Genomic DNA, 26,985 nt, shown 5'->3' on the forward strand with positions numbered 1-26,985 from the left:
AGTAGACAATGGGCCTAGCAGCCAACGAACCGCAGATTGGCACAAATCGCGTCGAGGGCATGCGCTGGATAGAAGCGGGCACCTTCGTCATGGGATCGGACGCACATTATCCGGAAGAAGCTCCAGCCCACCCGGTCACGGTGGATGGTTTCTGGATAGATGAGACACCGGTCACCAACCGGAAATTTGCCGATTTTGTTAAAAATACCGGCCATGTCACCATGGCTGAAAAGGCGCCGGACCCAACAGACTACCCCGGCGCCCTGCCGGAAATGCTGCGCGCCGGCTCGCTGCTGTTCGTGCAGCCCAAAGCGGTGTCCGGCACAGATATTGCGCAATGGTGGACGTTCAAATTCGGCGCCAACTGGAAAAGGCCGCTGGGTGGCCTCAGCGATCTGCGCGGCAGGCTGGACCACCCCGTGGTGCATATTGCGTGGTCGGATGCCAAAGCCTATGCAGACTGGGCTGGGTTGGAGCTGCCCACAGAGGCGGAGTGGGAGTTTGCCGCCCGAGGCGGGCAGGATACGGAATTTGCCTGGGGAGATGAACTGACACCGCAGGGCCGTATCATGGCCAACACCTGGCAAGGCACGTTTCCAATCCATTCAACAAAGCCAAAAGGACAGGAAAGAACCACTCCGGTTAAATCTTTCTCGCCGAACGGTTATGGTCTTTATGACATGATCGGAAATGTGTGGGAGTGGACAAGCGACTATTGGTCCATGAAGCACCCGCAACCGGCCAGCCATTCCTGCTGTATCCCGGTGAATCCCCGGACAAGCAGCGCTGAGCAGAGTTATGATCCGCGTCAGCCTTCCATCAGAATTCCCCGCCGCGTTCTCAAGGGCGGCTCTCACCTGTGCGCACCAAACTACTGCCGGCGCTATCGGCCAGCGGCCCGCCACGCCGAGCCGGAAGACACATCAACCAGCCATGTCGGGTTTCGTTGTGTCAAACGTGCTGCTGCGCAAGGATAATCGGGATGAAATGCTTTTCAGTCAGGGCTTGATGCTGGCCAGTCTGCCAAAACCTGCACCCGCTTTGGTCAGCCCTACTTCCAGCCCCTCAACCAGAGCCGGAGGCAGGCCGGCAGTTGCCAGGACGTTGCGAACGCTGCTTTCAAAATCGGGAATATCGGCCTGGGCGGCCTGCAAACGGGATGGCGCATCGTCTGCCTCCATCTGACCAAGGGCAGCCACGCGAAGCGCACGCAAAAGTACGCTGCCGCTGCCAGCCCTCTCGGCAAGCAACGAAGCTTCCGACCAGCGTCCGGTGCGATAGGCTTCCAGCGCCAGCACCAGAATTGCCTCCGGCGCTGGCCCGTCGGCCATGGATGCGGCCTTGCGCGCCAGATCAGACGCTGCCTGCCAATGACCGCCTGAAAACAGCACAAAGCTCAATGCTGCAAGGTTGTCCGGGTTTTCCGGGTTCAGAGCCATGGCTCTGGTGCCGGTTTCCACCGCTGCATGCGTTTCGCCCGCAGCAAATTGCGCCGCCATCATGGCGGCTTGCGCGCGGTCGGAAAGCGGGGCAAGCATTATGGCACGGCGCGCCGCCTCCATTGCCGCCAGGTTGCTCCCGGCGCTGGAACTGTACAGTCCGGTGCGCGCACTCAGTGCAAGATTGTCGGCATCATCGGCATTTTCAGCCAATGTGCGATCAATACAGCGCGTCGCCGAGGCTACCTCGCTGGCAAGCCCGCCGGCCAACGCCTGCTCTGCTCGCAGAACGCAGGCATTCCCCAGCGCATCGGGCAGCGCCTGTTGAACTTCGTTCAGGTTGATCGCGCTCTGACGATAGGCAATTTCGCGTGCCAACTGGCCAGCCAGCCTTGCTCGTATGGCGGCAGGCGCAAGCCCCTCCACCTCAACCCGCTCCATGCCCGATTTCAGAAGCTCGCCACTCGCAGCATCCACAGCCTGCCACCAGACGCCTCTCTCGCTCCCCTCATCGTAATATTTCAATTCGATTTCATAGGTGCGGGCATTTTCGCGGGGCGCAGCGCCAGCTCTGGAAACCACCACCGTCTGAAAACCGGTGAGCGCGGTCAGCAGCATGTCTCTGGTCTGGCTGGCCTCTCCAGCAAGTTTCGGGTCTTGCGAGGACATGGAAATGATCACAGACGGTTTTTCGGTCATGACAGGACGGTTCGCCGCGCTCCAAAAAGCGCCAGTCGAGCCTGCCAGTGCCAGAACAAGCAATGCTGCCGGAGCAAACCTGCGGCGCTGGCTTTTAACCGCCGCGGCTTCAGCGACTTCAACCTGAGCGGCGGGTGGCTGCGCCGCAAACTGCGCAATGTAGCTGCCCTTCGGCACAACAATGGAAATGCCCAACTCGCGACCAAACACCGAATAATAGCTGCTCAATGCCGTGCGCAAGCGGCTCACTTCAATTCGCACGATCGGATCAAGAGATGCGTCAAACGTGTTTGCCCGCCCAAGAACATCCAGCGCAATGGCATAGGCCTTGACGCTGTCGCGGTGGCCCGCCATTTGCCGCTGCGCAAGATATTTGAGAATATCACGCTGCCGGTCCGAAACCCGAAATCTCGGATCGGAAAGCAATCGCTGCAATTCTGCTTTTGCCTGATCTGCAGAAACTTCATAGGCCATTTCATCGTACACTTCAGCACTCATGGCCGCCCTCGCACGAACTGGTCACTAAAGTATAACTGGCTGATTTATCGATCATGCAACGTTAAGTTGCAATATACTCATTTCAGGTTGCGGAACCCTGCCGCAGCACCTGACGTTGTTCCCGCAGCAATTTTGCCGGAAAAAGCGAGGTGCACGGTGGCTCCACGGGCAAACTGGAAAGGCTTTTTGAAAATTGCCGAGGTCACGTGTCCGGTGGCTCTGTACACGGCGGCATCCACATCAGAGCGTATTTCCTTTCACACAATCAACCGGGCAACCGGCAACCGCGTCAAACGGCAATTTGTGGACAGCGAAACGGGCAAACCCGTAGCAGCAGAAGACCAGACAAAGGGATATGAAGCCCACAAGGGCGATTACATCATCCTGTCTGATGAGGAAATTGCCGCAACCGTCCCAGACTCCGACAAGACGCTTGCGGTGTCCGAATTCGTCGAATGCGCAAATATCGATACGCTGTTTCTGGATAAACCCTACTATCTGGCCCCTGCTGACAAGGCGGCGGGCGAAACATTTGCGCTGATCCGCGAAGGCTTGCGGAAAAAGAATGTGGCCGCAATTGCCAGCACAGTGCTTTTTCGGCGGTTGCGCCGACTGCTCATTCGGCCAGCAGGCTCCGGACTGATCGCTACAACGCTGAATTTTGACTACGAAATCCGCTCGGAGCAGCAGAATTTCAGCACCATGGGCAACAAGGCAATTGAGCCGGAAATGCTCGACCTGGCCAAACACATCATCAAGACCAAGGCCGGGCAATTTGATGCCGCAAAATTCGATGATCGATATGAGGCAGCGTTGGCAGAACTGGTCAAAGCCAAGCTGGAAGGGCGCAAGATCAAGCCCGCGGGCAAGCGCCCGGAGGCCAAGGTGATTGATCTGATGGCCGCCTTGCGGGAAAGCGCTGCGCAAGCAGGTGGTGGCAGGAAAAAACCCGCTGCATCGCGCAGAAAGGCGGGCTGACCATGGCATTGGACACCTATCGCAAGAAGCGAAATTTTTCCGGCACGTCTGAACCGCGCGGTCGAAAAGGCCGGAAGTCGGGAGACAGTTTCGTTATCCAGAAGCATGACGCAACCCGCCTGCATTATGATCTGCGGCTGGAGATGGATGGCGTGCTGAAAAGCTGGGCCGTGACAAAAGGCCCGTCGCTGATTGCCGGTGAAAAGCGGCTTGCTGTCCATGTGGAGGACCATCCACTTGACTATGGCGATTTTGAAGGGACAATTCCCAAGGGTCATTACGGCGCCGGTGATGTCATTGTCTGGGATAACGGCAAGTGGATACCCGTTGGCGATGCCGGGAAGGGCCTGGCGAAAGGCCATCTTGAATTTGAATTGCAGGGTCAGAAGCTGCACGGACGCTGGCACCTTGTGCGCATGAACAAGCCGGATGAAAAACGCGAAAACTGGCTTCTGATCAAAAGCGATGATGAATTCGCCCGCCCTAAAAGCGGCAAGGATATTTTGCGAGAGCGGCCAGAATCGATCAAGACCGGCCGCGATATCAAGGACCTGTCACCGGAAACGGCCAAAAGGAAAAAGCCGCAGGCAGCCAAACCCACTGTGCCAAAAGCTCGAAAAGCTCCCCTGCCCGACTTCATACCCCCCATGCTGGCGGCATCAGGCAATCCGACGCCCTCTGGAGCGGAGTGGCTGCATGAAATCAAATTTGACGGCTATCGACTGCAGGCGCGGATTGATGGCGGCAATGTCAGCCTCATGACCCGCAGCGGCTTGGACTGGACATCAAAATTTGGCCCGGGCATCGTCAATGCGATCAAAAGCCTGGAAGCGGACAACGCAATTCTGGATGGCGAGCTGGTGGTTGAAACCGGCGCTGGAACATCGGATTTTTCTGCCCTGCAGTCCGACATTTCCGACGGCCGCGATGACCGGTTTGTTTTTTATGCTTTCGACCTGATGCATCTGAATGGGCTTGACCTTTGCCAGACCCCGTTGACCGACCGCAAGTCATTGCTGGAGAGCCTTCTGGCCGGCGCTCCGGACCGTTTGCGTTACAGCCAGCATTATGACGAAAGCGGGGCCATGGTGCTGCAACATGCTTGCAGGCTCAGCCTTGAAGGCATCATCTCCAAACAACGCAGCTCTCGCTATCTGGCCGGGCGTGGCAAAAACTGGCGCAAATCCAAGTGCTCCGCACGGCAGGAATTTGTCATCGGCGGATACACGCCCTCAACAACCTATGCCAAGGCCATCGGCTCGCTTGTCATGGGCGTGTTTGAAGACGGGAAGCTGCGACATCTGGGAAGGGTCGGAACCGGATTCACCCGCAAGGTGGCAGAGCAACTTTTCCGGGACCTGGCAAAGCTGGGCACCAGCAAGAGCCCGTTTTCCGAAAAGTTGAGCAGTGACGCCGCCTCGCGGGTGGAATTTGTGAAGCCGGAACTGGTCGCGGAGGTGGAATTCAGGGCGTGGACGGCCGACGGCCACCTGCGCCACGCGGCGTTTCGCGGATTGCGGGAAGATAAGCCGGCAAAAGACATTGTGCGCGAAACATTGCCCGCTTCAAAAGAAGCCAAGCCACCGCGCCGCACGATCAAACTCACCCATCCTGACAGACTCTACTGGCCAGATGACGGCGTGACCAAAGAGGGTCTGGCAGATTATTACAGCCAGATCTGGCAGCATATCGCGCCTTACGTATCCGGGCGGCCATTGGCATTGCTGCGCTGTCCGAATGGCATAGGAGGCGAGAAATTTTTTCAGAAACATGCATGGAAAGGGATCAGCAGCCACATAACTCTGGTCAACGACCCGGCCGAGCCCGGCGGCAACCCGTTCATTGCCATTTCCAATCTGGATGGGCTGTTGGCGCTGGTTCAATCCGCCGTGCTGGAAATACATCCGTGGGGCGCGCCGATAACGGATTGGGACCACCCTGACATGCTGACAATGGACATTGACCCCGGTGACAACGTGTCATGGCCTGCGGTGATGGATGCCGCAAAGGAAATTCAGCAACGACTTGAGGCCAGTGGTCTTTCAGCCTTTGTCAAAACCTCCGGTGGTAAAGGCTTGCACGTTGTAGCACCGCTGGCAAAAAAGAACGACTGGCAGGAGGTCAAGACATTTGCAAAGGGGCTGGCCGATGCAATGGCCGCAGACAGCCCGGACCGGTACATCTCGACCATCAGCAAGGCAAAGCGGCGGGGAAAAGTGTTCATTGATTATCTGCGCAACCAGCGGGGCTCCACCGCCGTTGCCGCATATTCCACCCGCGCAAGGCCCGGCGCTGCCGTTTCCACTCCAATCAACTGGGAAGAGCTTTCCAGCGATATCGGCCCGGATTATTTCACCGTACTGACACTGCCGGTCCGCCTGGATGGTCTGACGGCAGACCCATGGCAAGACTTCTGGGCGGCCGCTGCACCGCTCGGCAAACGCAAAGCCCGATAGACCGTTCAACCCGGCAACGGTCCAGACTTACTTGCTGCCTTTGCGTTCGTTGGCCAGGCTCTTTTTCAACGCGTCCATAATATTCACCACATTACCAGCCGGTGCGTCGTGAGGCGCTTCAGGCTTGGTTGTGGTTGGTTTGCGCTTTTTCTTGCGGCTGGTGATCAGCTTCAGAAGATTTTTCTGCACGGGGTCATCCAGCGTGGCGGGGTCCCAGGGTGCGGTTCGTTCATCTATCAATCGCCCCACCAGTTTCATCAAAGCCGGGTCCAGCTTCTCCTTGCCGACATCGGCGAAATAATTGCTTTCATCCCGAACCTCATCGCCATAATGCAACGTCCATAAAACAATGCCCTTTTCCCGCGGTTCCAGCATGACAGCGCGCTCTCGCCGGTACAGCACCAGCCTTGCAACTCCCACTGTGCCGGTGGCCTGCATCGCCTCGCGGATAACGGCAAAGGCTTCCTCGCCAAGCTTGTCATCGGGAGCCAGAAAATGCGGCTTGTCATACCAGATCCAGCCAATGCTGTCGGCGGGTACGAACATGTCTATGTCGATTGTGCGAGTGCTTTCCAGCGCCACCGCGTCCAGCTCCTCATCCTCCAGCAGCACATAGTCGTCATCGCCGCGTGGATAGCCCTTTGCCTCATCATTGTCTTTAACGGCCTTACCCGTCACCGCGTCCACATACTGGCTGGCGACGCGATTGCCAGTTTTGGCATTCAGCGTGTGAAACCTCACCTTTTCGGTCTCACTGGTCGCGGGCGTCATCACGACGCGGCATGTCACCAGAGAAAGTTTCAGATAACCCTTCCAGAAAGCTCGCGAAACCATAACACCACCCGCAACCAAACAGGATCAGGCCACGCCTTTTCCACCGGTTAACCCATAGACTTCGCCATTGATGAAGCTGCCATCCTGAGAGGCAAGCAATACATAGACCGGAGCCAGCTCAACCGGCTGTCCAGGCCGGCCAAAATCACTGTCCTTGCCAAAATTCTCAACCTTCTCATCAGGTTGACCGCCGCTTGGTTGCAGCACAGTCCACACTGGCCCGGGCGCCACAACATTTGCCCTGATGCCTTTTTCAATCAACTGCTTGGCCAAGGCTTTGGTATAGGCAACAATTCCCGCCTTCGTCGTGGCATAGTCCAGCAGAATATCGGAGGGCTGGTAGGCCTGAATGGATGCGGTTGTGATGACGGAGGCGCCGGCAGGCATATGCGGCACTGCCGCCTGCGCAATCCAGTGCATGGCATAAAGATTTGTTTTCATCGTCCTGTCGAAATCCTCGGTAGAGAGTTCCGAAATGTCATTTCGGTACTGTTGACGACCGGCATTGATGACAAGAATGTCCAGTCCACCCAGTTCTTCAACAGTGGTTTCCACCAGTTTCCGGCACCAGGCTTCCTCCTGTATGTCACCCGGCAGAGCTACAGCCTTGTGGCCTGCCGCTTCAATCAACTCGATGACTTCCCGCGCATCCGCTTCCTCTTCCGGAAGGTAGGATATGGCAACGTCCGCACCCTCTCTGGCAAAGGCAATTGCCGCGGCACGCCCAATTCCGGAATCTCCACCGGTGATCAACGCTTTGCGACCTGCAAGCTTGCCTGATCCAACATAGCTGTCTTCTCCATGGTCAGGCCTGGGCTTCATTTCCCCAGCCACGCCCGGCATCTGTTGGCGCTGCCTGGCAAAAGGCGGTGCCGGATATTGCGTGCGTGGATCCTGCATTGAAGGGCGCTCAGCCATTTGGAAGCCTTTATGGTTTGCGGAAAGTGCAAAAACCTAACGTGAGAGGCAAACCTTGGTTCCGGGAGCAAGACTCCCCGCCCAGACCAGGCCCGAAGTGAAAGTCAGTCGAACCGGTTGCGTTCAACACCAAAACCAGTGAAATCCGGCTGGATCTGCGTATAGTTCTCAGAACAAACTGCATCATCGCGTCAGGATGGCCATGCAAAATCTGGTGGTTTCAGTATTTCTCCTGTTGTTCAGCGTCACTGCACAAGCGCAGCAACCGCTTCCTGCCGCGGCGGACTTTCCAGTGGCCAGTGTTTTTGAGGGCAAATCCGCCATGCCCGACTTCAAAACACGCGACAAAGACTTTGTGGATTTCAGAACCCGCATTCGCGAGGGAATGGAAGAAGGACCAAACTTCGCCGGCGAATACAGCTTCGTATCGGCCGGATGTGGCACCGGTTGCTCAATGTCTTTTGTGGCGAACAACCGCACTGGTCAGGTGTTCGCCTTTCCACTGAGTGGCGAGGACTATTCCTATCTGCAAACAGTGTTTCAGCTGGATAGCCGGCTTCTGATCGCTCAATATGCAAGCTTCGACACGAACGAGTGCCTGCAGGTTCACTACGATTTTCAGAACGGAACGTGGGAGCAACTTGGCAAGTCAAGCATTGGCAATATTGAGATCTGCTACAACACCATCGAAGAGAACCTGCGTTAAAGCCTTCATCAATGCTCTGCCAGATAGTGAACACCATCCGTCAGGCAGAAGCTCAGTCTTGTTTCCACCGGCACATTGTCAACCGAATATGCCAGGCGACGCATGGCCAGAAGCGGATGGCCCACCGCCACGTTCAATTCACCCGCCTCGCGCGCGCCGGCCGCCACCGCTTTCAGTCGTTCCTGCGAGCGAGCAACGGAAACACTGAATTTCGCGGCATAGAAACCATAAATATTGTCTGGCAAATTCATATCGGCAAGGCCCGGAAACAGTAAGGCAGGCACGGATATAGTCTCGTAGATAACAGGCCTGTGCAGCATCCAGCGCACACGGGCAATGCGCATGACATAGCTGGCATCTGTCAGATGCAGCAGGTCGCGTTCCTCCGGCGTGGCCCTGTGCCGGGTAATGGAATTGACAACACAGCGCGGAATTGTTCTTGGCCCTGCGTCCGGCACCACTTTGAAAAACTGAAACATGCCATGTTCTTCATCGTGGCTGGCAACAAAAGTGCCCCGCCCTTGCCTTCGCACCACCATTTTTTCGCTGGCCAAAACGTCCAGCGCTTTGCGAATGGTACCCTGACTGACACCCAGCTCTGCGGCAAGGTGCACCTCACTCGGCAAAATATCACCCGGCGCCCAAACGCCATCAGCCAGTTGGCGGATAAGCTTGTCGCGGACCTGCCGATAGAGTGGGCGAAATTCAAACCTGCCAAGGTCTTCGCTGTCCATGAACGCGACCTCTCTGAAAATGCTATGCTTTTTCACGATAAAAACTGATATAAACTATAACTTATATTTATATATATATCACATATTTGAATTCTGGCAAGCTTGTCTGTCTGGTGTGCGTTACGGCTAGCCCGCTGGCGGCACCGGGCAGGAAAGGTCACCTTCCTCACACGTGAGATAGGTGTTGAAATCATCTATGCGACTGCGGGTGATTGTTTCCAGACAATTGGCTTGAACGGTTGGAAATATGCTTCCGCCTGCCACGCCAGCAGTGGCGAAATCGCATTCGGCATCCCGGAAGGCAATCCAGTTGCGCTGTGCTGTTGTCAGCCGGCCCAAGCCTTCCTTATCTCCACTCAGGCGCTGGCGAAGTTCCCGATATTGCGCGTTCAGTTCACTATCGGCTTTTGCATATGATTCACCAGCGCACTGGTTCATACCGGCCTGATCCAGCGAAGAACAATCCTGCGCCAGCACAGGCTGCGTCACGCCTGCAAAACCAATTGCCAGAATGAAAAAGGTTTGAAATCGCATGAGATAGCGGCCCCGATTGTATCGATTGCTTAAGTCCAGAGCCAATTCTGTAACACAATTGCGACCTGCATTGCCAAATTACCCTCTTGCCAAGCCATAAAATGCCACATTATGTTAAATGATATATTTTGTTATTTATTGGGATAACTGATCCTATCCGGCAATTTTTGAGGACTTCATGAACCAGACTTCCGTAAGCGCAGAACAGAAATTCAAGGTCATTTTGCCGGGCGATCCTGCTCCGCTTTTCAAGCAGAACTCCAGCTTGATGGATGGATTCAACTTCGACAAGGCGGCCGGGCGCTACATTGTCATGTGCTTTTACGGCACATCTGAGCAAGCCGAGTCCGCCGCCGCACTGGACTTTATCGACAGAAATCGTGCGCTTCTCGACAGCGGAGACATTTGTCTCTTTGCCGTTTCCATCGACCCGGAAGACAAGCAGCGGTCAGTCTTTGCACGGCGCGATATCAGGCAGTTCTGGGACTTTGATCGTCGCGTCAGCGGACTGTACGGGGTTGTGCCGTTGGAAGGCGAACTTTCCCTGCGCCCGCACTGGTTTGTGCTGGACCCGACTTTGCGCATCATGAAAGTCTTGCCTTTCCAGCCTGACGGCTCAGAGCGCGAAGAGCTGGCCAGATTTGTGCGCAACCTACCCCCGAGCACACATTTTGCCGGCATTGAGGTACCGGTGCCGGTTCTGGTCATTCCCAACGTATTTGAGGCTGAATTCTGCCGGCATCTGATCAGCCTCTATGACAATAATGGCGGCGAGGAATCCGGCGTCATGCGTGACATTGAGGGCCGCACGGTGCCGGTTATGGATTTCAACTACAAGCGCCGCTCGGATTACAATCTGGAAAATGAAGACGACGTTAAAATGGCCAAGGCCAGAATTGCCCGCCGCGTCGTGCCGGAAATTCAGAAAGTGCATCAGTTCAACGTCACGCGGATGGAGCGCTATCTCGTCGGTTGTTATGACTCGGTAACCGGCGGGCATTTCACCCCCCACCGCGACAACACGACAAAAGGCACCGCGCATCGGCGCTTTGCCATATCCATCAACCTGAATGCCGACTTTGAGGGGGGAGAGGTCAGCTTCCCCGAATATGGTCCACGCGGTTTCAAAGCGCCGCCCGGCACAGCGGTGGTGTTTTCGTGTTCATTGCTTCACGCGGTTTCCAAAGTCACCAGCGGCCGCCGTTATGCATTCCTGCCATTTGTCTATGACGAGGCTGCGGCAAAAATCCGTGATGCAAACCGATCATTCCTCGCCAGTTGATTGCATGCAGATCAGGCCGCACCACTGGCCAGCATCATCCGGGCGGCCTTTTCTGCAATCATGATTGTTGGCGAATTTGTATTGCCGGAGGTGATGGTCGGCATGATGGATGCGTCGGCCACACGCAGGCCTTTTATGCCACGCACCCGCAATTGCGGATCGACGACAGACCCAAGGTCTGCCCCCATCCGGCAGGTGCCAACCGGATGGAAAATCGTTGTGCCGATATCTCCTGCAACGCGCTCCAGTTCTTCCTGTGTCTGAAAAGATGGCCCCGGCTTGAACTCCTCCGGCAAGTAACGTGCAAGTGCCGGTTGCGCTACAATGTTGCGGGTGATGCGAATGGCATCCGCTGCAACGCGGCGATCCGCCTCTGCGGATAGATAGTTGGGCCGAATGGCGGGTGCATCGTGGAAATGGGGCGAGCGCACATGCACATTGCCCCGACTTTCCGGCCGCAAATTGCACACGCTGGCGGTGAAGGCCGGGAATGCATGCACCTTTTCGCCGAACCTTTCCAAACTCAGTGGCTGTACGTGATATTGCAAATTTGCGGTTGCATAAGCCGGGTCAGACCGGGTGAACAGGCCAAGCTGGCTTGGCGCCATGGACATAGGACCGGAGCGGGAAAGGAAATATTCAAGCCCGATCATCGCCTTGCCAGTTAGAGAGTTGGCCCTTTCGTTCAGCGTCCTGATGCCATTGACCTTATAGGCGCACCGCAACTGCAGGTGATCCTGCAGATTTTCACCCACCTCCGGCCGCTCCAGCACAAGATCAATGCCCGCATCCTGCAACACCGAACCGCGACCAATGCCGGACAGCTCCAGAATTTGTGGCGACCCAATGGCCCCTGCACTCAATACCACCTCGCCCCGGCATCGAACTGTCTGCAAACGGCCTTCCGCCTGAAACTCAACGCCGGTTACACGCCCTTCTTCAACAATCAGCCGCTTTACATGCGCTTCTGTTCGCACCGTCAGGTTGCGGCGCGCCAATGCAGGTTTCAAAAACGCCTTCACCGTGTTCCAGCGCACACCGCGTTTCTGGTTCACCTTGAAATAGGATGACCCTTCATTGTCGCCGCGATTGAAATCTTCAATTCTGGCAATACCGTATTGCTCGGCAGCATCGCGAAAAGCATCCAGAATGTCCCAGCGCAAGCGGGCCACTTCCACCCGCCACTCGCCGCCGGCTCCGTGCATTTCGTCGGCCCCGGCGTAATAGTCTTCGCTGGCGCGAAACAGCGGCAGCACATCATCCCAGCCCCAGCCGTCACAGCCCATCTGCTGCCACATGTCATAATCCTGCGCCTGCCCGCGCATGTAGATCATGCCGTTGATGGAAGAGCACCCGCCCAGAACCTTGCCCCTGGGGTAGCCCAGCGACCGCCCGTTCAACCCCGGTTCCGGTTCGGTTGTAAAGCACCAGTCCGTTCGCGGATTGCCGATACAGTAGAGATAGCCAACGGGTATGTGGACCCACGGATAATTGTCGCGCTTGCCTGCTTCGAGCAGCAAAACCCTTTTGTCAGCCGATACGGAAAGCCGATTTGCCAGCGTACACCCAGCGGTTCCACCGCCAATGACGATGTAATCAAACTCATCAACCATCAAGATGCCGCCCGTTTTGCTCCGTTGTCTTGAACGCTAACATTCGACAGATACACGACAAACAGCATTTTGCGGACATTGCCTGTACAAATACGTACAATAACCTGTACCAATCTGTTTCGATCAGCATTGAAGAAGACCGATGGCCGAGTTTGATTGGGATGATCTGCAATATTTTCTGGCAGTTGCGCGTACCGGCCAGTTGTCCGCCGCTGCGCGCAGGCTTCGAACCAACCATGTCACGGTTTCACGGCGCATAGACCGGCTGGAGCAGGCCCTTGCCATGCGCCTGTTTGAGCGTTCGCCGCGTGGTTACAATCTGACGAGCCTTGGCGCCCGGCTGCTGGCCAGCGCTGGGGAGATGGAAACTTGCGCTGAAAATCTGTTGCAAGCGGTCTCCGGCAGCCGATCAATGCTTCGCGGTGTCGTGCGGCTTTCCACACCGGAAGGTTTTGGCAGCTTTTTCCTGTCTCCATTGCTGCCAGAGCTTGCCACCCGGCATCCGGGCCTGCTTCTGGAATTCATGACGTTGCAACAGATCGTTTCCCTTTCGCGCCGGGAGGCAGACATTTCCGTGGCTCTTCATGCGCCGGCCAGTGGACCCTATGCCTGCGAGAAACTGGTCAGTTACAAATTGCAGATCTATGCCTCGCGCGACTATCTGGTGCGCCACCCTCGCATAAAAACGATTGACGACCTGAAGGCTCATCCGCTGGCTGGCTACATTGATGATATGATCTTCGCGCCCGGTCTGGACTACCTGAGTGAAATCCTGCCCGGCAGAAAGGCAAGCTACCAGAGCTCCAGCCTGATTGCGCAAATTGCCGCCGTGCGAGCCGGCTACGGTATCGCGGTGCTGCCTCACTACATTGCCCGGCGCGACGATGCGCTGGTTGCACTGCTGCCGGATGAGTTGAACATCCAGCGCGATTACTGGATGATCTGCCATGAACAAATGGCAGATGCTCCCCGCATTCGGGTGGTGCAGGAGTTTCTGCGCCGCGAAACGCAGGCGCAGCAGGCGTTGTTTCTGGGCCAGGCTGGCTGAGGCTTTCGGTCCCTGACACCAGGCTTTGCTTTCACGCGAACAACGGCCTAGACATATCAGATCAGACCAGTGAAACCGGTCGATGGCCAACTGGCAATATTTCAAGTTTTTCCCCTCGCGGTGCCTGCCGATGCTCAAACCAATTGCCGTTCTTTTGTCTTGCCAACTTGTTGGCGAAGCCATCAGCCGTGGGCTGAACCTGCCACTTCCCGGCCCTGTGCTGGGTCTGGCACTGCTGTTTCTGCTGCTTCTCTGGCGCGGCGAAAGAGAAACAAGCGTGTTGGCAGCCAGCGAACGCGGCGCAATCGGGGGTATCGCTGATCGGATTCTTGCCATTCTGGGGCTGCTTTTTGTGCCAGCCGGTGTGGGGATGATCGATCACCTGGGCATATTGTCCACCAACGCGCCGGGCTTTGTTTCCGTGCTCGTTGCGTCGGTTTTCCTGACCTTGCTGGTCACAGTTCTGGTGTTCCTGGGTGTAGAGCGCCTGACGGGTAAAAGCGGGGAAAGCCAGTGACTGAGGTCAACACTCCTTTCCAGCTATGGGCCTATCTTTCGACGTCACCCTTGCTCTGGTTAACGGTGACCGTACTGGCATGGCTGGCAGCGGATGCCATCGCCGTTAAAACCGGGCGGCACCCTCTTGCCAATCCGGTGCTGCTGTCCATCATCATCATCGGCACTGTGCTTCATCTAACCGCGACAGATTACCGCACATATTTTACCGGTGCTCAGTTCGTGCATTTTCTGCTGGGTCCCGCCACTGTCGCGCTGGCCATCCCGCTCTACCGCGCACGCCACCTCATCCTGCGCAATCTTCTGCCTTTGGGCGTTTCACTCATCGCCGGCTCCATTGTGGCCATAGCGTCAACCGTCATTATCGCTGGCTGGTTCGACCTGCCGCAAACTGCCATTCTGTCGCTTGCGCCCAAATCCGCAACTGCCCCCGTTGCCATGGGCATTTCGCAGCAGATAGGCGGGCAGCCGGCATTGACTGCTGCATTCTGCGTGCTGACCGGCGTCATCGGCGCATTGATGATTACGCCTATGATGAATGCGATGCGGATTAAAAACTACGCGGCGCGAGGCTTTGCCGTTGGCCTTGCCGCGCATGGCATCGGCACGGCCCGCGCCTTTACGGTCAATTCCGTGGCAGGTGCTTTCGCCGGCATCGCAATGGGCCTCAACGCTCTGATCACGGCGGTTATTCTGCCACCTCTGATTGGCTGGCTGATGAACTGATCAATTCAGCCTGCCTTGCAGGCAGCGTTGATAGGCAATATCCGCCGCACGCTGTGCGCCAGGTTCGTTCATTGCAGAGGAAAGAAAGCCGTCTTCCGGGTCGTAGCGATCTTCCATGGCATTCCAGTATGTCTGCCGGGCATAATTGTCGCAGCGGCTTTCGCCCGGTAGCGGGCCGGTGGAGAAAGCTCCGTTGTAAACGGTCGCTCCGCCGCCTGCCGTACAGGCAGTTAGAGAAAGGGCTATCAACGTCACCGCTATCAATGTGCGCATTTTATTTTCCTCTGTTACGAAGGCTTTTCGGAACATTTTGGCTGGCGCAAGCTTCAAGGGTAAAATAGCGCACAATCACAGCGGGGCGAGAGAGCTTAATGACCAACGCAATTACCAGCGAAACACTTGTGACAACCCGGTTTCGCACGCTCGGTTATGTGGGGGCGTTGCTGTTCACGTTCTGCCCGCCGGTGTTTCTCTACGAACTTTACCAGCTTTTTTACACCACTGCCGTGGAAGGAAACCCCCTTATCGGGTTGTTCACCGCCGGCTCGCTGGTGCTGTCTTTTGCCAGCGTGCCGCTGATGATCATCGGCAGACGGCAGCAATATCGTCTTGTCTCCACTCCGGCGCATCCGACCGCAGGTCATTGATATGAAACGCACCGTTGCAACACTGACCCTGCTTGGCACTCTTCTGGCCCTTCCAGCCTTTTCTGACGAACCATTTGCCGCACCTTATGGCACATGGCTCGCAGAGGATATTGGTACGGCGGGAGTGGTGGACACTGTCCAGACCACACTGAACCTGTCGGATGATGGCAGGGCCACCGGCTCTGGTGGCTGCAATCGCTTTACCGGTACTGTTACAGTAACGGAAACCACGATCGAATTCGGTCCTCTGGCGGGCACAAAAATGGCCTGTCCCGAAGCGGTGATGAATCAGGAAAACAAGTTCCACAATGCGCTGTCTCAAGCCGCTGGCTGGCAACTGACCGCTGCGGACAAGCTGGAACTGACAGATGAAACGGGCAAAACACTTGTGGTTTTTGCCCGTCACACATCGCAATAGTTTTCCTTAGTCCGTCTCACGCGATTCTATGACCGTCTGAAACATCGGAAAATGTCAGACTGTCTTGAATATCGCATTGTCCTGTCGTTGAAACGTGACCGTTTCAACGACAGGGCAATGCTTTACCCAAAATATTGTCCCCCATTCAGGCTCAGCGTTGATCCGGTAACGAACCCGGCTTCCTCTGACGCAAGAAACACAACTGCACGAGCAACCTCTTCGGGCTGGCCCAGCCGCCCAACGGGAATTTGCGGCAGAATATGCTTCTGCAGAACATCCTCTGCAATGGCTTGCACCATTTCGGTGGCAATATAACCCGGGCAAATCGCGTTTACGGTGATGCCCTTTTTGGCACCCTCCTGCGCCAACGCACGCGTGAAACCCAGATCCCCGGCTTTCGCGGCAGAATAGTTCACCTGCCCCGCCTGCCCTTTCTGGCCGTTGATGGAAGATATATTGATGATCCGGCCAAAGCCGCGCTCACGCATGCCTTCCCACACCAGCCTGCTCATGTTGAAAACACCTGTCAGATTGGTGGAAATCACATCGTTCCACTGCTCTGGAGTCATCTTGTGAAACATGACGTCCCGGGTAATTCCCGCATTGTTGACCAGAATATCAACCGGCCCCAAGGCCTCTGACACTGCAGCAATTCCCTGCGCACATGCCTCGTAATTGCCCACGTCCCATCGAAACACGGGAATTCCCGTTTCATCACGAAATTCCTGCGCGGCCTTATCGTTTCCGGCATAGCTTGCCGCAACCCTGTAGCCAGCGTCAGCAAGCGCCCTGGAAATGGCCGCTCCAATTCCGCGTGAACCCCCGGTTACGATTGCAGTTCTTTGCATGGCACCCCTCCCATTAGCAGTAGCTGTCTTTGCTAGAAGACTTTTCTCAGAGCTTTAGCTCATTTCCGTGAATGCGGTATGCCTGTTTGTGCAAATATGCGGCATTTTGAGAGGCGACCCGAAAGGCCGCCTCACTCTTCGCTGAGCTGGTTACAGCGTTTCAAAACACATGGCGACGCCCATGCCACCGCCAATGCACAAAGTGGCCAGACCTTTTTTCGCCTGCCTGCGGCGCATTTCAAACAACAGAGTGTTGGCAATGCGTGCACCGGACGCGCCGACGGGGTGGCCGATGGCAATTGCGCCACCGTTCACATTGACGATGTCCGGGTTCCAGCCCAAATCCTTGTTCACCGCACAGGCCTGTGCGGCAAAGGCTTCATTGGCTTCCACCAGATCCAGATCATCGATGGTCCAACCGGCTTTTTCCAGCGCCTTGCGAGAAGCTGGAATGGGCCCGGAGCCCATGAGCGCCGGATCAACACCCGCAGTTGCCCATGAGGCGATACGCGCAATTGGCGTCAATCCCCTTCGATTGGCTTCAGCCTCTGTCATCAAGACAAGCGCAGCCGCACCGTCATTGATGCCGCTGGCATTGGCTGCGGTGACCGAGCCTTCCTTGTCGAAAGCCGGACGCAGCTTCTGCACCTTATCCAGCGTTGTGCCGGCTTTGATATATTCGTCATCGGCAACCACAATGTCACCCTTGCGGCTCGACACGGTGAAAGGCACGATTTCGTCTTTGAAACGTCCCGCTGTCTGCGCAGCTTCTGCCTTGTTTTGCGATGCAACGGCAAAAGCGTCCTGCTCCTCACGGCTGATCTGCCAGTGGCGGGCAACGTTTTCTGCGGTGATGCCCATGTGGTAACCATGGAAAGCGTCTGTAAGACCATCCTTGATCATCGTGTCGATGAACTTCAGATCGCCCATCTTCTGACCGGCTCTCAGATGCGCGGCATGCGGTGCCATGGACATCGACTCCTGTCCACCAGCAACAATAATCTTTGCATCACCTGAGGCAATTTGCTGCATGCCCAGCGCCACGGCCCGCAAGCCAGAGCCGCAAAGCTGGTTCAATGCCCATGCGGTTGATTCTTTGGTACAGCCTGCTTTGATTGCAGCCTGCCTGGCCGGGTTCTGCCCCTCACCTGCTTGCAGAATCTGCCCCAGAATCACTTCGTCCACTTCTGCGGCATCCACGCCCGCGCGTGAAAGCGCCGCAGCAATGGCAACAGCTCCCAGTTCATGCGCCGCAACATTTGCAAACGCACCATTGAATGAGCCAACCGGCGTGCGCGCCGCCCCCACAATGACGATAGAGTGACCAGAACTCATCAAAATTCCTCCTCAAGGGCCAGAAGATGGCCTTAATATAACTCCCATACACCCATCAAACCCGGGATGTAGGCATTTGTGAAGGTCTTGAACGATAAATCGTACCGTTAGACGTTCAAAGGTTTGGATCGCGGGCGTTTCCGTGTTTATGATTGTTATGAGGCAGTGCAGCATCCGCTCGCAGAGGTGGAGCGCATATTGCCATTTTTGCAAGGCTTGGGAGAGGTGAAATGGCACGCAAAAGCGAAACAACCGTTATCAAGAAATACGCCAACCGGCGTCTTTATAATACGGGCACCAGCATGTACGTCACGCTGGAAAATCTGGCGGCCATGGTAAAGGGCAATGAAGATTTTGTGGTGCAGGACGCCAAGACCGGCGAAGACATCACCCATTCCGTGCTGACGCAGATCATTTTCGAGCAGGAAAACAAAAACGGCCAGAACCTGATGCCGATAACATTTCTGCGGCAGTTGATCCGGTTTTACGGCGACCAGATGCAAATGGTCATTCCCGCCTATCTGGAACAATCCATGACGGCGTTTGCGCAGGAGCAGGAAAACTTCCGCAACCCTGCGACAGCAGTGGCGCAAACCACGCGGCTGATGGAAGAGCAGGTGCGCCGTAATACCGAACTGTTCCGGAAAGCCATGGGTGCATTCAACCCGTTTCTGGCCAACGCCATGGGCGAGATGCCAACAGCCAGCAGCAAACCCGCCAGTGCAAACTCTGCCGATGATCTGGCGGCAATGCGCGAGCAACTGGCAGAAATGCAGAAACGCCTTGAAGAACTGGGCGCACGGAAGCCCTGAATTTCATCCATCGATCGGAGGATTTTCGTGATTCTCCGATCGACGCATGTCCAGCACCTTTCCCGCAACAAAAAAGCCGGCTCAAATCTGAACCGGCTTTTTCATTTCAAGACATGACTGCCTTGCAAATCTGACGAATTAGTCTTGTGCCTTCAAAACCTGACGACCGCGGTAAACACCGGTCTTGAGGTCGATATGGTGCGGACGACGCAATTCACCGGAATTCTTGTCCGTAACATATGTCGGGGCGCTCAATGCGTCTGCCGAACGGCGCATACCGCGCTTGGAAGGCGACGTCTTTCTTTTGGGTACGGCCATGTTCTGCTCCGTCGCGACGGTGAACTCTGCCCCATCGCTCTCTATTCAAGTTGTTCGGTTGAAGCTTCAACAGGGCTGGCCCGCTGTTACTTCCTCCACGTCACGAGGTCGGAGATTGCCGATGGCAACCTGTCGCACCGCGCTGAAACGGGGAAATCATGATTGCCCATAGCAAAACTCCAAACGCTTTTAAAGCCCCCATTCGGATTCTTCGCGTTTTCACCCGCCATTGTTCACACATGCGGTGTAGTCGCCGGCCCCGCGCGCGCGCGCCTGAATTCGATCGGCAAGCCTGGAAAGCCCGGCAGTCGGATTGGCCGGGTCCCGCTCCAGTGGCGCAGGCAGGGTTACTGTCAACAGGGCGGCCTGGCGGGCAGAGAGGTCTGCAGCAGGGCGGTTGTAATAATACCGCGCCGCAGACTCTATTCCATATATGCCCGGTCCCCATTCAGCGATGTTCAGATAAATTTCCATCATGCGATGTTTGGGCCAGACTGCGTCGGCGTATATTGCCAGTGGCAGTTCCAGCACCTTTCGCACATAGGATCGGCCATTCCACAGAAACAGGTTTTTCACAGTCTGCATGGGAATGGTGGAGGCACCACGACTGGGCCCGCCCCGGGCAAATGCCTGATCCAGCACCGCCGACATTTCGGCCCAATCCACCCCGTCATGTGAGCAGAACTGGCCGTCTTCCGACATGATGACAGAGCGGATCATCACGGGCGCAATATTTTCCAGCGGCACCCATTGCCTGTCATAGGGCTGAAAAGAAAAATGCTCTGCCAACATCAGGGTTGATATCGGACGTACGGCTTCCGAGCGATAGATCAGAACAAGCAGCACCGGCAGCAGGACCAGAAGCCCAATGACAACCGCGGCAAGGCGAACAACGATTCGGGTCAGCGACCTTGCTTGCAATCGCTTAAGCCTCCCTGTCGTTAACCGGCTTCGATTCTGATCATTTAATGACTTTTGTGCTTAGCGGCAAAATAACCAAATCGTCAAATACAGCATTTCCACTTGCCGGCTGGCGTATCGTTCGGCACACAGCAACTGGCAAACAGTTTTGTAAGGATGCCGCTTCGTGACCAGCGCGATTTTGAATTTCGGTGAACAGCTCGATATCGCCGCACATGAGACAGAGGCGCATCTGGTGCAGAGCTTGTCCACCAGCAATCCGATGTTGGCCAAAATGCCCGATCGTCTTGGCAAGGCCATGCAACATGGCTGCCTGGCTGGCGGCAAAAGATTACGGCCCTTTCTGGTGTTTCAATCCGCCGCGCTGTTTGGCAGCCCACCGGCAGACATGATTCGAATAGCCGCCGCGCTTGAATTCGTACACTGTTATTCCCTCATCCATGATGATCTGCCTGCCATGGACGATGACGACATGCGCCGTGGCCGCCCAACCGTTCATGTGGCGTTTGATGAGGCCAGCGCGATACTTGCCGGTGATGCACTGCTGACATTGGCCTTTGGTCACATTGCCGATGCCGATGGCATTTCAGCCGCTGCTCGGCTGGAATTGATCAGCAAATTGTCGCGGGATGCCGGTGCGGGTGGCATGGCCGGTGGGCAGGCGCTGGATCTGGCGGCCGAATCCACCAGCCTGTCGGAGTCAGAGATTGCCCGTATGCAAAGCCTGAAAACCGGCGCGCTGATTGCTTATGCCTGCGAGGCAGGCGCGATACTGATGGACGCGCCGGAAGCAGACCGGAAACGCTTGCGCCAATATGGCGAAATTGTCGGGCTGGCTTTTCAGTTGGCAGATGATCTTCTGGATGAAACGGCCGATGCGGCGGTTCTAGGCAAGGCGGCTGGCAAGGATCGCGAGCGGGGCAAGAAAACGCTGCCCGCACTGTATGGCCAGGACTGGACGCGCCAGCGTTTGCAAGAACTGGTAGCTGAGGCAAGTGCGGTTCTGGCAGACTATGAAGACCGGTCGGCGATGCTGGTTGAGGCCGCCAGATTCATTGCCAACCGCGAAAAATAGCCATGGCCGGATCAGTTTCTTAAGACCACACAGGCCCCGCCATCAGCGCGAAACCGGCGGCAGAAGGCATCAGCCTCGCCTCGCGTCTGCGCGCCAATGCGCACCGCCACAATGCGCCTTGGGCCGGATGCCGGCCGCGCCCGCATCACAATCGGCTCTACACCGCCCAATATGGCAGGGTGCACATCCTGCAGGCGGCGATACATCCGCACGGCAACGGCCTCATTCACATGGCCCGCGACCTGCGCACCCCATGGCTGCATGGGAGCGCTTTCCGCAAGCGCGAAAATTGCCCTCGTTGCCATGACTGGAAGATTGCGGCAGGCTTCATCAAAGCTCAAACCCGCATCCAGTGGGCGAACTTCGGCTTCACGTTGCTCCTGCCGAAACCAGCTTGCCGGGTGCGCGGTTATCGACAGAACGTAGTCTTCGGTTTCGTAAGGCAGTCGGCCGCCGCTTACCATCCAGCGTTTGACCCGGTTTATGCCGCCATTATAAGCAGCGGCCGCAAGGCCCCAGGAGCCAAGTTCACGCCGCAAATCCTGCAAATACAAAGCCGAATGGCGAATAGCCTCCACCGGATCAAACGGATCTTCCAGCCCGCGCTCCGCGGCGGTGTAGGGCATAAACTGGGCAATACCCCGCGCGCCCACAGGCGATACCGCCTGGCTGTCGAAGCGGCTTTCTTTCCAGATCAGGCGCGCAAAAAAATCCGGGGGCATGTCGGTCAGCGCGGCATTTTCAGCAATCAGATCACAAATCGGGCCGCTATCCGCCAGTGCCGGCTTGGCTGGCATGGCCAAGCCGATGCACAGGGCAAAAGCTGCCAGCAGCCACTGTCCGCGCAGCTTATTCTGCCGCGGCCGAATGGCCAAACCGGCGTTCAATATAGTCTGCCACCATGGTTTGGAATTCCTGCGCAATATGCGCTCCCCGCAATGTCGCGACTTTCTGTCCCTCAATATAGACCGGTGCAGATGGTACCTCGGCAGTTCCCGGCAGTGAAATGCCAATGTCGGCATGTTTGGATTCGCCCGGCCCGTTGACGATGCACCCCATGACCGCAACCGACAGCGCTTCAACACCTGGGTAACGCTCGCGCCAGACCGGCATATTGGTGCGGATATCGGACTGAATGGTTTCAGCAAGCTCCTGAAACAAAGTAGAGGTTGTGCGTCCGCAACCGGGGCACGCCGCAACAATGGGGATGAACTGCCGGAACCCCATGGTCTGAAGAATTTCCTGTGCCACCTGCACTTCACGCGTGCGATCGCCGCCAGGCTCCGGCGTCAGCGAAACACGAATTGTGTCGCCAATACCCTCTTGCAAAAGAATGCCCATGGCAGCAGCGGAAGCAACAATGCCTTTTGAGCCCATGCCTGCCTCTGTCAGGCCAAGATGAATGGCATGGTCCGTGCGGCGGGAAAGGTCACGGTAAACGGCTATCAGATCCTGCACATTGGAAACCTTGGCGGATAGAATGATCCGCTCGCGCCCAAGGCCGGTTTCCTCCGCCAGAGCGGCAGAATGCAGGGCCGATTGAATAATCGCCTCTCGCATGACGGAGCGAGCGGGCCTGGGCGATGCCAACGCGTTGTTGGCATCCATCAACCGGGTCAGCAGCTCCTGATCCAGAGAACCCCAGTTCACGCCAATGCGAACGGGCTTGTCATGGCGTATCGCCATTTCAACGATGTCGATGAATTGCCGGTCTTTCTTGTCTTTAAAGCCGACATTGCCAGGATTGATGCGGTATTTTGCCAGGGCAGCGGCGCAATCTGGAAAATCTGCCAGCAATTTGTGACCGATATAGTGGAAATCGCCGACAAGCGGCACATCAATTCCCAACAATTCCAGTCGCTCTCGAATGCGCGGCACTGCGGCAGCCGATTCCGGCCGGTCCACGGTTATGCGCACGATTTCCGAGCCCGCCTTGGCCAGTTGCGCCACCTGTGCAACGGTTGCATCAACATCCGCCGTGTCGGTGTTCGTCATGGACTGCACAACAACTGGCGCACCGCCACCAACAACCACACCGCCTACATTAACGCCAACGGTGGCGCGGCGTGGAAGCGGATCGGCAATAATGTCTTCCATGATCGTCATTCGTAACAATCCTGCCCGGGAGCAAACCTGGCGGGCGCATAACCCGCATCAGCGCCACATATAATGCATTGCGGGCAAAAGTGGGAACGCCTTTTGCCACATCTATGCTTTAGGGCTTGATTGGCTGCCAGCCAATTGCTTAAAGCGGCCAAAATCATGGAGCTCGCCATGCCGCTCGGCGCCGTCATCAATCTCATTGCCCTTACTGTGTTTGTCGGCCTCTGGCCTATCTGGCCGTGGAGCCGACATCTGGGTGCCAGACCAGCCATTCTGGGCGGTGTTGCACTGACCATCACGGTTTTGTTGTGGGTCACCCAGATTATTTAAAACACAATCCCGCCATTTTTCGGGAACTTTCCACTTTGTCGTGGGTTGTACGCTCAATGTTCCATTGGAGACGCGTACATGTCGCTCGGCACAATTCTTCTTATCATTCTTATTCTTCTGTTGATCGGTGCCTTCCCAGGTTGGGGTTATTCCGCAAATTGGGGCTACGGCCCAAGCGGAATTCTAGGCTTTCTTCTGGTCGTAGTGGTTATCCTCCTGCTACTTGGCAGAATATAAAGAACAGGGCCTGCCGCATGTGCTGCGGCAGGCCCTCATACTTTACTAAACCGGAATTGGCCGGTTTTCTGCAATGGCTTCCATTGCAAAATAAGATGTCACAGCTTCCAGTTCCAACTTTTCAATCAGCAGTTGGTACACCCGGTCATAGCTTGCCATGTCTCTCGTGACGATTTTCAAAAGATAGTCATAGTCGCCGCCAATCCGGTAAAAATCGATGACATCAGGAATCGATGTCACATGGGCGCGGAACAGTTTGAGCCACTCGGCTGAATGCCGGCGTGTGCGCACCATGGCAAAAACCACCAGTCCATAGCCCAGCTCTGCGCGGTCAACCCGCACGCTCTGGCCTTTGATGATGCCGCGTTCCTGCAATTGATGCACACGCCGCCACGCCGCATTTTGCGAGAGTCCCACTTTATCCGCCAGATCGCGTTGTGACTGACTGGCGTTACGCTGCAGTTCACGCAGTATATGGGCGTCAATTCGATCGATTTCTTTCTTCATTTGTCTATCAAAATCACAAAAATTCAGCTTTGCAACCGTAATTTTGAGAGAAAATTTCGAATAATTTCGCGCAAACTCCGGTCAGGACCATTCAAACGCCGGTGCGCCCATGAGCAAGCTTTATGAATTCCGCAACTCTTTAGCCAAACCAGACACAATTGGCAGCCTGCGAGCTGGGCTGATTGGCAATGGCCTGGAGTTCGCAACGCCTTTCGGAGTTCAGAAGCTGCTCTATGCGGACTATGTGGCGTCCGGACGCGCTTTGCGGCAGGTGGAAGAGTTCGTGATGAACGAGGTTCTGCCCTACTATGCCAACAGCCACACGCAGGCATCGTTCTGTGGCGGCGTCATGACCCGCATGCGGGAAGAAGCGCGTGGCGTCATCGCCGAAATCACGCAGGCGGGGCCGGATTGCCACGTTGTCTTCACCGGATCGGGTGCGACAAGCGGCATCAACCGGCTGGTCGGGCTGCTCGGTATTACAGCGCTGGTGCAGGCTGGCAAAAAAGTTGTGGTTCTCATCGGCCCGTATGAGCACCATTCCAATATTCTGCCATGGCGTGAAAGCGGCGCGCAGATTGTTGAATTGCCGGAATCGGCAGAAGGCGGCCCGCAATTGGAGGCGCTGGAGACAGCACTGAGTGAGGCAGCCGGGTCGGCACTGGTTGTCGGCAGTTTCTCCGCCGCATCCAACGTCACGGGCATCATCACCAATCCTGTGCCCGTAACACAGTTGATGAGGGCCTATGGTGGCATCTGCATCTGGGACTACGCAGCAGGCGCGCCCTATCTGCCGATGGCCATGGGCAGCGCTGCCGACGGTCCGGATGCGATTGTCTTTTCCCCACACAAATTCCCTGGCGGGCCAGGCGCATCCGGCGTGCTGATTTTGCGCGACACGGTTGTGCGCCGACAGACACCCACTTTGCCCGGTGGCGGCACGGTGTCTTTCGTGTCGCCATGGCATCACGAATACAGCCAGAATGTCGAAACGCGGGAGGAAGCAGGCACACCCAACGTTGTTGGGGATATTCGCGCCGCCCTGGCACTGCTGGTCAAGGATGCCGTGGGGCTGGACGCCATAGCCAGGCGCGAAGCGGAATTGCGCAATCGTGCTCTGGCTGCGTGGGCAGACCAACCGCAAATTCGACTGCTCGGCCAAAGCCCGCACGCCCACGCCTTGCCCATATTCTCATTTCAGGTTACCGATGATGCGGGCAACCCGGTCCACCACCAGCTATTCACCCGGATGCTGAGTGACCATTACGGTGTTCAGGCCCGCGGTGGCTGCGCCTGTGCGGGTCCTTATGCGCATCGTTTGCTGCAGATTGACGAAACCGCATCAGCCAGCCTGATGCAGCGGCTGAACCTTCAGCATGAAATTGAAAAGCCGGGTTGGGTGCGCTTGAACCTGAGCTACATGCACACAGATGAAGAAGTGGACATCATTCTTTCCGCCGTTGTCAGTCTGGCCAATAACTGTTCGCGCCTGACACCACTTTATGAAGCTGATGCGGCTCATGCCCGTTTCCGTCCAGCCGCGTAAGAAAGCCTGGCTCCATGTCCCATATTGTTGACCTTGCTTGCCAACCAGAGGTTACAGCGTTTTTCGACGGTGAAACCAATACGATCTCCTACGTGGTCAAGGATCCGGCATCCTCGGCCTGCGCGGTCATCGATTCCGTTCTGGATATTGACTATGCGGCCGGCCGCACCTCGACCTTGCAGGCAGACAAGATCATTGCCTTTGTGGAAAAAGCCCGTTTGCAGGTTGAGTGGTTGATTGAAACCCACGCTCATGCGGACCATCTGTCTGCCGCGCCCTATCTTCAGGAACGGCTGGGCGGCAAGCTGGGCATTGGTGAGCAGATCACTGTTGTTCAGGAAACATTTGGCAAGATTTTCAACGAAGGCACCGAGTTTCAGCGTGATGGCAGTCAGTTCGACCGGCTGTTCACCGATGGTGACAGCTACACAATCGGCGGCATGAGCGTTTTTACAATGCACACTCCGGGGCACACTCCAGCCTGCATGACGCATGTTATTGGCAATGCGGCCTTTGTCGGTGACACTTTGTTTATGCCGGACAGCGGTTCGGCAAGGGCGGATTTTCCAGGCGGCGATGCCGGAATTCTATTTGATTCCATTCAGAAGCTGCTGACCTTGCCGCCGCAGATGCGCCTGTTCATGTGCCATGATTACGGACCCAATGGCCGTGAAATTCAGTGGGAAACCACTGTGGCTGATGAGTTGGCGCATAATATCCACGTGGGCGGTGGCCGCAGTCGCGAAGACTTCATCCGCTTTCGGACAGAGCGGGACGCCACGCTGGCCATGCCACGGCTGATCATTCCATCCATTCAGGTCAATATCCGTGCCGGTGATCTGCCAGAACCGGATGACAGCGGCACCCGATTCATCAAGGTGCCGCTGAACAAGCTTTAAAGCGCATC

30 protein-coding genes are annotated in these 26,985 nt (G+C 56.3%); 16 read left to right on the forward strand and 14 right to left on the reverse strand.

Features of this window, described 5'->3' with window-relative positions; genetic code table 11:
* The first annotated feature begins 8 nt into the window (after positions 1–8).
* Positions 9–977 carry a formylglycine-generating enzyme family protein gene (locus FPY71_RS15255; RefSeq protein WP_149301190.1) on the forward strand — a complete coding sequence of 323 codons (969 nt, stop codon included), beginning with the start codon at positions 9–11 and terminating at the stop codon, positions 975–977.
* A gap of 21 nt (positions 978–998) precedes the next feature.
* Here FPY71_RS15255 and FPY71_RS15260 read toward each other — a convergent pair whose 3' ends face one another.
* Complete coding sequence (locus FPY71_RS15260) at positions 999–2,636, reverse strand: tetratricopeptide repeat protein (RefSeq protein ID WP_149301191.1); 1,638 nt, start codon at positions 2,634–2,636, stop codon at positions 999–1,001.
* A 156-nt stretch (positions 2,637–2,792) separates the two neighbouring features.
* Here FPY71_RS15260 and ku (FPY71_RS15265) point away from each other — a divergent pair, with 156 nt between their 5' ends.
* The gene (ku, locus tag FPY71_RS15265) at positions 2,793–3,614 is read left to right on the forward strand and encodes a non-homologous end joining protein Ku (RefSeq protein ID WP_149301192.1); all 822 of its coding nucleotides are present in this window, start codon (positions 2,793–2,795) and stop codon (positions 3,612–3,614) included.
* Positions 3,615–3,616: 2 nt separating this feature from the next.
* Positions 3,617–6,070: a DNA ligase D gene (ligD, locus tag FPY71_RS15270; RefSeq protein WP_149301193.1), complete on the forward strand. Its 2,454-nt coding sequence runs from the start codon at positions 3,617–3,619 to the stop codon at positions 6,068–6,070.
* A 27-nt stretch (positions 6,071–6,097) separates the two neighbouring features.
* On the opposite strand, the gene ku (FPY71_RS15275) is transcribed toward ligD, so the two are convergent.
* Together ku (FPY71_RS15275) and FPY71_RS15280 are read right to left on the reverse strand one after the other, a co-directional pair.
* Positions 6,098–6,904, reverse strand: a complete 807-nt coding sequence (ku, locus tag FPY71_RS15275; RefSeq protein ID WP_149301194.1) for a non-homologous end joining protein Ku — start codon at positions 6,902–6,904, stop codon at positions 6,098–6,100.
* 24 nt (positions 6,905–6,928) lie between these two features.
* Positions 6,929–7,822 (reverse strand): SDR family oxidoreductase, encoded by an 894-nt coding sequence (locus FPY71_RS15280; RefSeq protein WP_149301195.1) that lies wholly within the window; start codon positions 7,820–7,822, stop codon positions 6,929–6,931.
* A gap of 202 nt (positions 7,823–8,024) precedes the next feature.
* Between FPY71_RS15280 and FPY71_RS15285 the strand changes: the two genes are divergently transcribed.
* A complete protein-coding gene (locus FPY71_RS15285) occupies positions 8,025–8,528 on the forward strand; it encodes a hypothetical protein (protein ID WP_149301196.1) in 504 nt (167 codons plus the stop codon).
* 8 nt (positions 8,529–8,536) lie between these two features.
* Here the strand turns inward: FPY71_RS15285 and FPY71_RS15290 are convergent, their stop codons facing one another.
* Together FPY71_RS15290 and FPY71_RS15295 are read right to left on the reverse strand one after the other, a co-directional pair.
* On the reverse strand, positions 8,537–9,262 hold the full coding sequence (locus FPY71_RS15290; RefSeq protein WP_149301197.1) for a GntR family transcriptional regulator: 726 nt from the start codon (positions 9,260–9,262) through the stop codon (positions 8,537–8,539).
* 126 nt (positions 9,263–9,388) lie between these two features.
* A complete protein-coding gene (locus tag FPY71_RS15295) occupies positions 9,389–9,796 on the reverse strand; it encodes a lysozyme inhibitor LprI family protein (RefSeq protein ID WP_149301198.1) in 408 nt (135 codons plus the stop codon).
* A 178-nt stretch (positions 9,797–9,974) separates the two neighbouring features.
* Here FPY71_RS15295 and FPY71_RS15300 point away from each other — a divergent pair, with 178 nt between their 5' ends.
* The gene (locus FPY71_RS15300) at positions 9,975–11,078 is read left to right on the forward strand and encodes a 2OG-Fe(II) oxygenase (RefSeq protein ID WP_149301199.1); all 1,104 of its coding nucleotides are present in this window, start codon (positions 9,975–9,977) and stop codon (positions 11,076–11,078) included.
* Positions 11,079–11,089: 11 nt separating this feature from the next.
* Here FPY71_RS15300 and FPY71_RS15305 read toward each other — a convergent pair whose 3' ends face one another.
* Complete coding sequence (locus FPY71_RS15305) at positions 11,090–12,691, reverse strand: GMC family oxidoreductase (RefSeq protein WP_149301200.1); 1,602 nt, start codon at positions 12,689–12,691, stop codon at positions 11,090–11,092.
* Between the two features lie 142 nt (positions 12,692–12,833).
* Here FPY71_RS15305 and FPY71_RS15310 point away from each other — a divergent pair, with 142 nt between their 5' ends.
* From FPY71_RS15310 to FPY71_RS15320, 3 genes are all read left to right on the forward strand, one after another.
* The gene (locus FPY71_RS15310; RefSeq protein ID WP_149301201.1) at positions 12,834–13,739 is read left to right on the forward strand and encodes a LysR family transcriptional regulator; all 906 of its coding nucleotides are present in this window, start codon (positions 12,834–12,836) and stop codon (positions 13,737–13,739) included.
* A gap of 82 nt (positions 13,740–13,821) precedes the next feature.
* The gene (locus tag FPY71_RS15315) at positions 13,822–14,256 is read left to right on the forward strand and encodes a CidA/LrgA family protein (protein WP_246160602.1); all 435 of its coding nucleotides are present in this window, start codon (positions 13,822–13,824) and stop codon (positions 14,254–14,256) included.
* A complete protein-coding gene (locus FPY71_RS15320) occupies positions 14,253–14,981 on the forward strand; it encodes an LrgB family protein (RefSeq protein WP_149301202.1) in 729 nt (242 codons plus the stop codon). The genes FPY71_RS15315 and FPY71_RS15320 overlap by 4 nt, the downstream gene beginning before the upstream one ends.
* Here the strand turns inward: FPY71_RS15320 and FPY71_RS15325 are convergent, their stop codons facing one another.
* Positions 14,982–15,254, reverse strand: a complete 273-nt coding sequence (locus FPY71_RS15325; protein ID WP_149301203.1) for a hypothetical protein — start codon at positions 15,252–15,254, stop codon at positions 14,982–14,984.
* Positions 15,255–15,352: 98 nt separating this feature from the next.
* Here FPY71_RS15325 and FPY71_RS15330 point away from each other — a divergent pair, with 98 nt between their 5' ends.
* Both FPY71_RS15330 and FPY71_RS15335 read left to right on the forward strand, forming a co-directional pair.
* Positions 15,353–15,628, forward strand: coding sequence for a hypothetical protein (locus FPY71_RS15330; RefSeq protein WP_149301204.1), 276 nt, complete (start codon positions 15,353–15,355; stop codon positions 15,626–15,628).
* A gap of 1 nt (position 15,629) precedes the next feature.
* On the forward strand, positions 15,630–16,046 hold the full coding sequence (locus FPY71_RS15335) for an META domain-containing protein (protein WP_149301205.1): 417 nt from the start codon (positions 15,630–15,632) through the stop codon (positions 16,044–16,046).
* A 122-nt stretch (positions 16,047–16,168) separates the two neighbouring features.
* On the opposite strand, the gene phbB is transcribed toward FPY71_RS15335, so the two are convergent.
* Complete coding sequence (phbB, locus tag FPY71_RS15340) at positions 16,169–16,894, reverse strand: acetoacetyl-CoA reductase (protein ID WP_149301206.1); 726 nt, start codon at positions 16,892–16,894, stop codon at positions 16,169–16,171.
* A 150-nt stretch (positions 16,895–17,044) separates the two neighbouring features.
* Positions 17,045–18,229: an acetyl-CoA C-acetyltransferase gene (locus FPY71_RS15345; protein ID WP_149301207.1), complete on the reverse strand. Its 1,185-nt coding sequence runs from the start codon at positions 18,227–18,229 to the stop codon at positions 17,045–17,047.
* Positions 18,230–18,459: 230 nt separating this feature from the next.
* Between FPY71_RS15345 and phaR the strand changes: the two genes are divergently transcribed.
* Positions 18,460–19,041, forward strand: coding sequence for a polyhydroxyalkanoate synthesis repressor PhaR (gene phaR, locus FPY71_RS15350; protein WP_149301208.1), 582 nt, complete (start codon positions 18,460–18,462; stop codon positions 19,039–19,041).
* A 138-nt stretch (positions 19,042–19,179) separates the two neighbouring features.
* On the opposite strand, the gene rpmF is transcribed toward phaR, so the two are convergent.
* Together rpmF and FPY71_RS15360 are read right to left on the reverse strand one after the other, a co-directional pair.
* Positions 19,180–19,359: a 50S ribosomal protein L32 gene (gene rpmF / locus FPY71_RS15355; protein ID WP_149301209.1), complete on the reverse strand. Its 180-nt coding sequence runs from the start codon at positions 19,357–19,359 to the stop codon at positions 19,180–19,182.
* 219 nt (positions 19,360–19,578) lie between these two features.
* Complete coding sequence (locus FPY71_RS15360) at positions 19,579–20,280, reverse strand: biosynthetic peptidoglycan transglycosylase (RefSeq protein WP_149301210.1); 702 nt, start codon at positions 20,278–20,280, stop codon at positions 19,579–19,581.
* A 232-nt stretch (positions 20,281–20,512) separates the two neighbouring features.
* On the opposite strand from FPY71_RS15360, the gene FPY71_RS15365 reads away from it, so the two are divergent.
* Positions 20,513–21,355: a polyprenyl synthetase family protein gene (locus FPY71_RS15365; protein ID WP_425457905.1), complete on the forward strand. Its 843-nt coding sequence runs from the start codon at positions 20,513–20,515 to the stop codon at positions 21,353–21,355.
* Positions 21,356–21,366: 11 nt separating this feature from the next.
* On the opposite strand, the gene FPY71_RS15370 is transcribed toward FPY71_RS15365, so the two are convergent.
* Positions 21,367–22,242 (reverse strand): lytic transglycosylase domain-containing protein, encoded by an 876-nt coding sequence (locus tag FPY71_RS15370; RefSeq protein WP_246160603.1) that lies wholly within the window; start codon positions 22,240–22,242, stop codon positions 21,367–21,369.
* Positions 22,205–23,452: a flavodoxin-dependent (E)-4-hydroxy-3-methylbut-2-enyl-diphosphate synthase gene (gene ispG, locus FPY71_RS15375; RefSeq protein ID WP_149301358.1), complete on the reverse strand. Its 1,248-nt coding sequence runs from the start codon at positions 23,450–23,452 to the stop codon at positions 22,205–22,207. Before ispG ends, FPY71_RS15370 begins: the two co-directional genes overlap by 38 nt.
* Before the next feature lie 177 nt (positions 23,453–23,629).
* Between ispG and FPY71_RS18535 the strand changes: the two genes are divergently transcribed.
* The gene (locus FPY71_RS18535) at positions 23,630–23,788 is read left to right on the forward strand and encodes a DUF3309 family protein (protein ID WP_188052376.1); all 159 of its coding nucleotides are present in this window, start codon (positions 23,630–23,632) and stop codon (positions 23,786–23,788) included.
* Between the two features lie 78 nt (positions 23,789–23,866).
* A complete protein-coding gene (locus FPY71_RS15380) occupies positions 23,867–24,025 on the forward strand; it encodes a DUF3309 family protein (RefSeq protein WP_149301211.1) in 159 nt (52 codons plus the stop codon).
* A gap of 45 nt (positions 24,026–24,070) precedes the next feature.
* Here the strand turns inward: FPY71_RS15380 and FPY71_RS15385 are convergent, their stop codons facing one another.
* Positions 24,071–24,532, reverse strand: coding sequence for an Lrp/AsnC family transcriptional regulator (locus FPY71_RS15385; protein ID WP_149301212.1), 462 nt, complete (start codon positions 24,530–24,532; stop codon positions 24,071–24,073).
* Positions 24,533–24,641: 109 nt separating this feature from the next.
* Between FPY71_RS15385 and FPY71_RS15390 the strand changes: the two genes are divergently transcribed.
* Together FPY71_RS15390 and FPY71_RS15395 are read left to right on the forward strand one after the other, a co-directional pair.
* Positions 24,642–26,078, forward strand: coding sequence for an aminotransferase class V-fold PLP-dependent enzyme (locus tag FPY71_RS15390; protein ID WP_149301213.1), 1,437 nt, complete (start codon positions 24,642–24,644; stop codon positions 26,076–26,078).
* Positions 26,079–26,092: 14 nt separating this feature from the next.
* A complete protein-coding gene (locus tag FPY71_RS15395; RefSeq protein ID WP_149301214.1) occupies positions 26,093–26,977 on the forward strand; it encodes an MBL fold metallo-hydrolase in 885 nt (294 codons plus the stop codon).
* Positions 26,978–26,985: the final 8 nt, after the last annotated feature.

The organism is Aureimonas fodinaquatilis (genome assembly GCF_008369445.1).
GTDB classification, from domain to species: Bacteria; Pseudomonadota; Alphaproteobacteria; order Rhizobiales; family Rhizobiaceae; genus Aureimonas; species Aureimonas fodinaquatilis.